Annotated in this window: 8 protein-coding genes; all 8 read left to right on the forward strand. The window is 48.6% G+C overall.

Going from position 1 to position 8,335, the window contains the following annotated elements:
- On the forward strand, positions 1-1,794 hold a 1,794-nt coding region (locus AC2VLY_RS02720; RefSeq protein ID WP_486891707.1), incomplete at its 5' end, for a hypothetical protein.
- Positions 1,791-2,360: a hypothetical protein gene (locus AC2VLY_RS02725; protein ID WP_486891708.1), complete on the forward strand. Its 570-nt coding sequence runs from the start codon at positions 1,791-1,793 to the stop codon at positions 2,358-2,360. The genes AC2VLY_RS02720 and AC2VLY_RS02725, both read left to right, overlap by 4 nt.
- Positions 2,329-2,769, forward strand: coding sequence for a protein-export chaperone SecB (locus AC2VLY_RS02730; protein ID WP_486891709.1), 441 nt, complete (start codon positions 2,329-2,331; stop codon positions 2,767-2,769). The genes AC2VLY_RS02725 and AC2VLY_RS02730 overlap by 32 nt, the downstream gene beginning before the upstream one ends.
- Before the next feature lie 16 nt (positions 2,770-2,785).
- Positions 2,786-3,478 carry a hypothetical protein gene (locus AC2VLY_RS02735; protein WP_486891710.1) on the forward strand — a complete coding sequence of 231 codons (693 nt, stop codon included), beginning with the start codon at positions 2,786-2,788 and terminating at the stop codon, positions 3,476-3,478.
- A 134-nt stretch (positions 3,479-3,612) separates the two neighbouring features.
- Positions 3,613-4,575 (forward strand): hypothetical protein, encoded by a 963-nt coding sequence (locus AC2VLY_RS02740; RefSeq protein WP_155270495.1) that lies wholly within the window; start codon positions 3,613-3,615, stop codon positions 4,573-4,575.
- Positions 4,575-6,395: an ATP-dependent helicase gene (locus AC2VLY_RS02745; RefSeq protein ID WP_031572272.1), complete on the forward strand. Its 1,821-nt coding sequence runs from the start codon at positions 4,575-4,577 to the stop codon at positions 6,393-6,395. The genes AC2VLY_RS02740 and AC2VLY_RS02745 overlap by 1 nt, the downstream gene beginning before the upstream one ends.
- Entirely contained in the window at positions 6,385-7,722 is a 1,338-nt protein-coding gene (locus AC2VLY_RS02750; protein ID WP_031572271.1) for a carbon-nitrogen hydrolase family protein, read from the forward strand. Before AC2VLY_RS02745 ends, AC2VLY_RS02750 begins: the two co-directional genes overlap by 11 nt.
- A 2-nt stretch (positions 7,723-7,724) precedes the next feature.
- A partial coding sequence (gene mobI, locus AC2VLY_RS02755; protein ID WP_486891711.1) for a conjugative transfer protein MobI(A/C) occupies positions 7,725-8,335 on the forward strand: 611 nt, incomplete at its 3' end.

Below are 8,335 nucleotides of genomic sequence, written 5' to 3' on the forward strand. Positions count from 1 at the left end.
AGTTGCCTGTTTTCCGCGAATGCCAGCGCTGCCTCTCTGGTCACCACCACGGGTGTGCAAGCGCTCATGGCGACGGAAACAGTTACCGGCAAAGCACAAACCACCGTCGCCAGTATCGGCCCACTCACGAATGAGAGCAGTTCCGAACAGCAAAGCGGTCTGGAATCCAATATTGATTCCAGTTCTCTGGCGGTGGTTCCCGTTAATGCATCTCTGGGCTCAACCATTTATTCCAGCAACCAGGATGCGGAAAGCGCCGTTTCCGGATACCTGAAAAATTACGAACAACAGATAGCGGATGCCATCGTTGGATCCATGAAATCCAGTGGTACCGAAGTACAATTGGGGATGTTCACCTATATTCAGAATGTACAGATTGCCAATCCGTCCGGTGGCAGCCCTTCAAAGGCGCAGGTTTACGCTACGGTACAGGTTCAGCCCAATGGCAGTTATCAGTTTTTGGGCACCAACGTGAATAACGATACACTGTATTTGCTGTATGCCATTTATCAGCAAAGCAAGGATGCCGCTTACTTGCCCGCCGGGTGGACCGTACCGTATGCCGGGGAGACCCGCTGGGAACTCGACCAGATCACGGAAGAAGGGGATACCATTCAGTCGGCACCGGTCTCCATCGATGGCAACGTGTGGCACACCATACAGGATAATGGGGCCTATGATGGCACGGAAACAGTGACCAACGGCGTTGAGAAAATCAATTATGACCCCGGTGTGGAAAGTCTGATGCAAAACCAGATTAAAGCACTGATGAACCAATACAATGCCAGCCTGGCGGTGGTGATGTATGGTGAACAGGTGAAGGTATCCCGGAATAGCGCTGGTCAGCCGTTGACTGCCATTTCTGTGAATAGCCGTGTTCTTGAAAAATCTTGCGGCAGCCCAAGTACGTTCAAAAATACTGGGCAATACGGATATCTTCTGACGGAAGTAGAGAATGAATATATTGTGCAGCCAAGCGGTAGCTACGCTGATGCTGGACAGGTTCAAGCCAATACCATCTCTCCGTCAGAGAACTACACAGAATCTGCTTCAGTTCCAAGCGGTGACAACGATTCACAGCTTGAATCGGATGTAGTATTCCCAATTGCACCTGATGCCGGCGACCTCATCAATTGGCAGTCTGGATCTCCGCTGCCGGCAAGTGATTATGTGTATATGGCACCAATTACAGATTCTTCTGGGAGTGGAAATGCTACCACTGAAATTAACAGTGTTTATGGTCGCATCAACGTCTGCGTTTCACCAAATGAAGATATTATTAATGGTCCAACCCAGTATGTACAAGGAGGGTGCGATAAGGACGGATGCCTTAGTGGGGCTAATGAATATCAATCTATAAATATAGAGCCTGTTCAAATAAATGGAAATCCTGATAATTTTGTGTGCGGATATATTCCTGGACAATATCCAGAAATACAGTGCGCTATGGAAATGGATACCACATATTACTATCTTGGAACGAATCCTGATTGGAACTATTGCGATGCCGGCGCTGACATAACTGGACCTGGGTATGCTGTTGCTGGATTACCAGTAGGGTATGCATTAGCCCAACCAAGTTGGGGAAATTGCGCGGCAGATGTTGGTCCAGCATATACAGATGAAGCAACAGATAAACCTTATATTAAACCAATGGTTAATGACTTCGAATTTGCAGTAAATCCTGGCGCACGTAATTCAATAGGATATATGGGGGGCACTGACACTCCAGATATGTACACATGCACGCCAAGTGGGTGCACTTACGACCCTGCAAATTCGTTATACAAATGATAAAGTGTATAGCTGTTGGCGACGACCAGCAAAGGTTAAACTTTATTATTAAAGAAAGGGAGGCGCTATTAGGTGAAGAAATTAGCGTCCCTTCATTTTTGTTATTGATAAAAAATTATGGGTATATATTTATTGAGAATGATACATTTTTAGGCTCTTTCGTGCTGATGCCATACTCTCAATACGATTTTCCAAGACCATCTTTCCCGAGCTCATATAGACCAAAATCTAATTTTGCTCATATAGGTTTTATAACCTCACGATCAAAAAAGAGCAATATATTTGAAATAATTAATGCTTTTTCAGAACAGCTTTCGGAGAGGGGTGATCTTATTTTCCCTCTAACGATTACTGCTAAAGCGTCAACAAATCACGGACTATTATTCCAATATATATGCGGGTTTCAAAGATCCTACGGAAAAGAAGACATCGAAAACTCAGGTTACGGAGCAATCACTATCAAAAAACCTTTTGATAGCTTAATGTGGGCAAAGAAAAATTATAGGAAAGCTCTCGCAGAATATAGGAGGGACATTGATAAATATCAGCATGCCATTCATCCTTGAAACCAACATCCAATCATCTGGAAATTACAAAGAAGACCGTACAAACAATTCCAGTGTAGATATGCGCCTTGAAACGACGATCTACTCTGTTTCTAATAATATTACCTATTTATTAAGCATAGAAATATTGTATAAAATATACAAAGACAAAACAATTATAGGGAAACAGATGACAAAAGTAGGTGCGTTCGTGATAGTCTCAAATGAAGAAAAACCAGAACTAATAGATGAGATACTGTTGGTAAAAGCGCCTATAATGTTGTATGACTATGCGAGAAAAAAAATAAAGAGCTTCTGGCTTATAATGGATTACCCACCATTCTCTTTAGGGGATTACGATTTTAATAAGTCCCTAGATGAAAGAAAAAGATTAACACCAGATATACCTGTACCTATTTCTTTAGAATGATATTAAGGAGATTGTCATGAAATCCATAGCAACCGCAATTATGATTGGGTGCGCGATATCAATAACACCTATTTTATCATCTGCATCAGTAACATACCACATGGAGAAGCTGCAAAAAATTCCAAAATTGAAGGTCTCAGTCAACCAGGGAGAATGGGTAGGCCACGGAATTTTCAATACGAACGGCATGATCGTCAGGCCCAAAAAGCCAATGAACGTTTGTATAAAAAATCCTCATGATTTTCTGAGGTTGGAATTAGGTGGTGTCAATGGCGGAAAATACCTGCAGGACAACTGTGCAATAGATTTAATAAAAAACGATACAAACGGATTCTATGTTAAATATATATGCGTACCTTATAATATGGTTGGCAGGGCTATATCATATTACAAGTCAAACAATAACCACATAAAAGGTTTTAGCAATTATGTGGAGAAAACATATAAAGTCAAAACAGACAGGTCTGTCCTTCATTTCATGAAGATAGAAAAAACAGCCAAAAAGCTTAATGGCAAGAACACAATTTCAACGGTTGCCAGTAATGTATCCCTAATATATACCGACAAGCCATGCATTAAACCTGTCAAGATACCAACAAATGCTGAATTGAAGATGGAAGGAAAGCATGTGCCAACTAACAAACAACTAGAGAAAAAATTAGTCCACAGGCTCGGCAAAGATCCCTTCAAAAAAGATAGCAGCGAATAAATGTCATCATCCTCATCTTTCATGGTGAGGATGCCTTTCAGCCAACATATAAAACAAGAAAAAAGCCACTTTATGCAAACATTCTCCGGTTTTTAACCCGATACACTGGCCTCGTGAACTTGACAAGGAGCTTCATGATGACCACTGCTTTGAAAACCGAAGGTGAATTTTCTACCGATACCCCCCTCGAAAACGTGCAGGAACAAACGGAATCCACACAGAGCGAAACGGGTGACACCACATCCACAGCAACGTCTGCACCCGCCCCATCCAGCCAAAGCGACAAGGAAACTTCAGCGGACAATCCGCGCAATAAAGCAAACCCTGCAGGCGGCAGCCCTTCGCGGGGTACAACCCCTTTGCAGGGTGCAACCCCTTCGCGCCGGGCCAAGCGCCCTCCGGATTCGCGGTTCCTCTTGTTGCCTATGCCGGCAGACAAGAAAACCAACAGTCGTGCCGGCATTCGCCGCACCATCCACCTCAGTACCCGGCTTTCACAGGAAATGTATTTCCGGGCCTATGAAAAAGCTTCCAATGCCAACTACTTCCTCGAACGCATTTACCCCGGGATGGTCAGTGGACGGGCCGGCGCCGATAAGGCCGTCGTGCAGGAAGGCTTTGACGAGATCATCCGACTCTGGAAAGGCCTCTACACGGAAGCGGAGGAAACTTTCGATGGCATTATCCAGAAAGTCTCCGAGCGGCTTGAGGCTGAAGGCGTAGATGCCGAACATCTCTCGACCGATTTCAGCGAGCCTTTGGACGAAGAAGCGCTGGTAACCTCCCGCATGGACCAGCATTACCTCAATATCCTGCACAAGGTGGATAAAACGCTGGGCTACATCTCCGCTGCCGCCCTGTATGAGATCTATGCGGACGAGGAAGCGTCCAAACTGGAACTCGAAGTGCGTAGACGCATGTTGACCCTGTATCGCTACAATATTCGTTACGCCTTTGAAACGGGTATCCTGTTACGCACGGGTAAAACCGCACAGATGCGAAAAGCGGAAAAAGAAAAACAGTCTGGCACCGCCACTGAGGGGACAAATACAACGTCCTCCGACACGGAACAGGCCGACACAGAAGCGAAGTCCTGATGCGTCTGAATCCAGAACAACAGCTGGCGGTTCAGCAAAAGGGGCATGTGCTCCTGCTGGCCGGTGCGGGTTCAGGGAAAACCCTGGTACTGGCGCATCGGGCCGCCTCCCTGCTCCAATCCGATCACGGCGACCTCGTTGCGGTGACCTTTACCCATGATAGTGCGGAGGAACTCAAACGCCGCATTCTCAAAATGTCCCCAGGACACGAAAAACGGATCCGGACAGGGACCTTTCATTCCCTGGCCATGCACCAGTTACGCAGTGTGGGCATGGACATTAAGTTGCTCAATAAAGGTGACCGCATCCGGCTCATATCACATGCAATGTCCAAAACAGAAGAAGAGCTCAGCTTCGAAGATATGGACAAAATTATCGACAAGGCCAAGAGCGATTTATCCCATCGGGATTATGATGGCCCCGGCTATAAAACCTTTCATGCGTACCAGGACTTGCTTCAGAACGATAAACGCATGGACTTCGCAGATCTCATCTCCAAAGCTGTGGATGGCATGCAGGACGGGTCCATTCCACCACTTTCCATGCGCTGGATGTTAGGGGATGAATTTCAGGATGTGGATCTGGCGCAATATACCTGGATCATGCTGCACCACGAATTGACCGGTGCAGAACTCACCATGGTCGGTGATGACGACCAAAGCATTTACGCATTCCGGCATGCTTTGGGGTACACGGGCATGGAGAAATTGCGTTCAGACGTCCGTGCCCAGATTCTGCACCTGTCGCGTAACTATCGTTGTGCGCCAGAAATCCTCACCCCTGCTGCAAGGCTCATTCAGCATAATCGTTACCGCGCCGAAAAACAGATTATCCCCGCTGCCGAGCAAGGCGGCCATATCGAATGCTTGTTCCCCCGCGACCGCGAAGAAGAAAGTACCTGGTTTTTAACGCGGAGACGCGAGGATCCTGTGGGATGGGCTGTTTTAGCCCGCACCAACCGCCTGCTGGACGTCATGGAAATGGAACTCCAACAACAGGGTATCCCCTATTTCAGAGATGCCGATGATGACTTTTGGGAAACCAAGCATCCCCGAGCAGTCTTAAGCTTACTCACCGGCATCGTCAATGGCGCCCGTGCTCTGGCAATGCCCAGAGGAAAGAATAGCAGCAGCCTGCTCAAAAGCACGGCTATCACTAACCGCTTGGCCGCCTACCGCCGCGATATGTTTTTTGGTTGCCGGTCCGCCCTGTTTTTATGTGGCTGGAAAGCAGACACGACGGATGCCTTACTCAAGCAACTGGAACCGGTCCCCATGCGTGACTGGAAGCCCATACTGGACGGATTTGCAGAACAGTGGCATCAGACCGAACAAAAGAAATCTCCGCGCCTCTCCAGCGGTTTAAACTTCATGGAAAATTTACAGGGCTGGTGCACCGTATCCGTTCAGGACCCCATACTGCTTATCGAAGGTATCAAGCGCTGGAATCAAAAATTAATCCCTTCAGTCGCCGAGAACTGCACCATTGCTTTAACGGCTATCCAGCGTTTGCGTGGGACGTTGGCCCAGCGCATCCAGTTTGTGGAAGGGCTGGCCAAAAAGAAAAGTGAACCGCCCCAACTCGGGCCAGAAACCGTCTTCCTGACCACCATGCACGGATCCAAAGGTCTGGAATGGCCGAATGTCTGGATTATTGGGGCCGAGGAAGGCGTGGCACCCCATATTGACAGCGAACTGGAAGAAGAACGTCGTCTCTTTTACGTCGCCATGACCCGCGCCAAACGTCAACTCATTATTTCCGCTGTCCGTGAAGGCAGCCCTTCTCCCTTCCTGTATGAAGCGCAAATGTATGACGCCTGAACGAAAGGACCGATGGCGTTATTCATGGGTCACTTTCGGCGGTATCGGCGCTGTCCTGGGCTTTATCACCTGGGGCAACCTGGGCCTATTCCCCTTTTTGCTGCTTTTTGCCGTAGGCTATGGCTACGCGACCGGGAAAATCGCCCGCGCCGCCTTTGTTTTCGGGTACTTCCTGGGCGGAAGCGAGGTGGTAGTGGGGGTTGTCCAGGCTTTTTGGCCTTACGCTACCCCCTTATTGGGTGATTGTGCCTGGCCGGCCATTGCCTTGCTGCTGTCACTACCCTGGTGGCTCATCGGCTGGATAGGTCCGGAAAAGCCACAGTACGTGGGGCTACGCATGGCCGCATCCCTGATCATCACCAGCGTGCCGCCCTTAAGCACATGGTCCCTGCTTTCCCCTTTATTTCTGGCGGGTGTCTATTTCCCGGGAACCGGCCTGGCCGGGCTGATACTTGGCCTGGTCACCCTGTCTTTGCTCAGCGCATTTTCTGCCCATATTGCGGCATCCAGACGTGCGTATCAGATAACCATGCATTATCTCCCCAACAAGCACACACCGTCAGACCCATTGCACCCCAACACTGCGAAACTGTTGGCGGGTTTTCTCCTGTCCATTATGGTCACCGCCATCCTCCTGAATGGGACTTATACGCCCCCTGCACAACCGGCCAACATCCGTGGCGTCTCCCTGCCGTGGAAAGCGCTCCCCTTTAATTTAGGTTTTTTGAAAAACCTGGAACGGCAGAATCATATTCGGCAATGGGCACAACAATACCTGAAGACCATCCCGAAACACCAAATCGTAATTCTGCCGGAAGGCATCGGCGGGTATTATTTCCCCAACTTCTATACGGCTGGCCTTCTGAACGGTATTCAGCGTATTGCCAAAGCGAGACAGGATACCCTTCTCGTAGGCTTCTATGACATTTCTCAGTCAGGAAAGCGCTGGAGTTATACGGATGCGCTCAACGCTTATGGCCTGCATCGTGGCATTTTCCCTTCCCGGCAGCCCTGCCCGCTCAGTGAGTGGAAACCTTGGGTAAACGGATCGGCTCAAGCCTTCTGGTGGCGGTTGGGGCCAGATTATCTCGGCCATCAAAAACAACCGTTTGCCATGGCCGTCTGTTACAGCGAACTTCTGGTGTGGCCGCTCGCCAGCTACTTTATAGAAGCTCCCCGTCAACCGAAATGGATACTAGCCCCGGAGAACCATGACTGGGAAAAAACGGCCGCAGAAAACGCCATCCAGACGAAAGCCCGCAGGATATGGGGGCGGTTGTATGGGCTTCCGGTGGTGACCGCCAATGATTTTCTCTTGGGAAAATAACCATGATACCGCCAATATCCCTGAATTTCTCTCCGGAATCCCTCAAAGACATTGAGGCGCTACTCCGTCGGCAAATGCTGTTTTACGCGCAGGCCCAGGACCAGATTCTGGCGGAAGCAAAAAGATTGGCCGGAGAATTTTACGATTTTCAAAAACAACTATCCCATCAAATTCGGATGGATAATGAAAATCGGGAATGGAGCGATTTGAGCATATCCGTACGCAAGCTGCGCGGTTATGTCACGATACAATGGCGAATCCGCTACTGGTACAAGTCCTCCCGGGACGGCCGCAAAGGATTTAATGCCAAGCATCTCAGTAAATCCAAAAACAGCAGCCATTACAAGAAGTCACTGGCTAAGGAGGCTTCCGCTGCCGAATTCCAGACCGTCATGCAACTGGAAGATCAATTTATCGTCTTGCGGCACCTTTCTGGCGTAGTGCGTGATGCCCAAAAACAACTCGTGGACACGATGAAATCATTGGGTATCGACTATTCCGCCAATAGTGTCCTGTCTGCCGATCAGGAATCCGCCTATGCCCTCCATGAACGGATAGGCAATTTGTTGTTATTGCTGCATTACCGATTATGGCCGCAACACAATGCGGCGGA

The sequence above is a fragment of the Acidithiobacillus sp. TH-A36 genome (assembly GCF_057473445.1).

What these genes read in the sequence shown, in the direction of transcription:
- AC2VLY_RS02725 (WP_486891708.1), top strand. Translation starts at nt 1,791, where the DNA reads ATGATAAAGTGTATAGCTGTTGGCGACGACCAGCAAAGGTTAAACTTT.
- AC2VLY_RS02735 (WP_486891710.1), top strand. Translation starts at nt 2,786, where the DNA reads ATGAAATCCATAGCAACCGCAATTATGATTGGGTGCGCGATATCAATA.
- AC2VLY_RS02740 (WP_155270495.1), top strand. Translation starts at nt 3,613, where the DNA reads ATGATGACCACTGCTTTGAAAACCGAAGGTGAATTTTCTACCGATACC.
- AC2VLY_RS02745 (WP_031572272.1), top strand. Translation starts at nt 4,575, where the DNA reads ATGCGTCTGAATCCAGAACAACAGCTGGCGGTTCAGCAAAAGGGGCAT.
- AC2VLY_RS02750 (WP_031572271.1), top strand. Translation starts at nt 6,385, where the DNA reads ATGACGCCTGAACGAAAGGACCGATGGCGTTATTCATGGGTCACTTTC.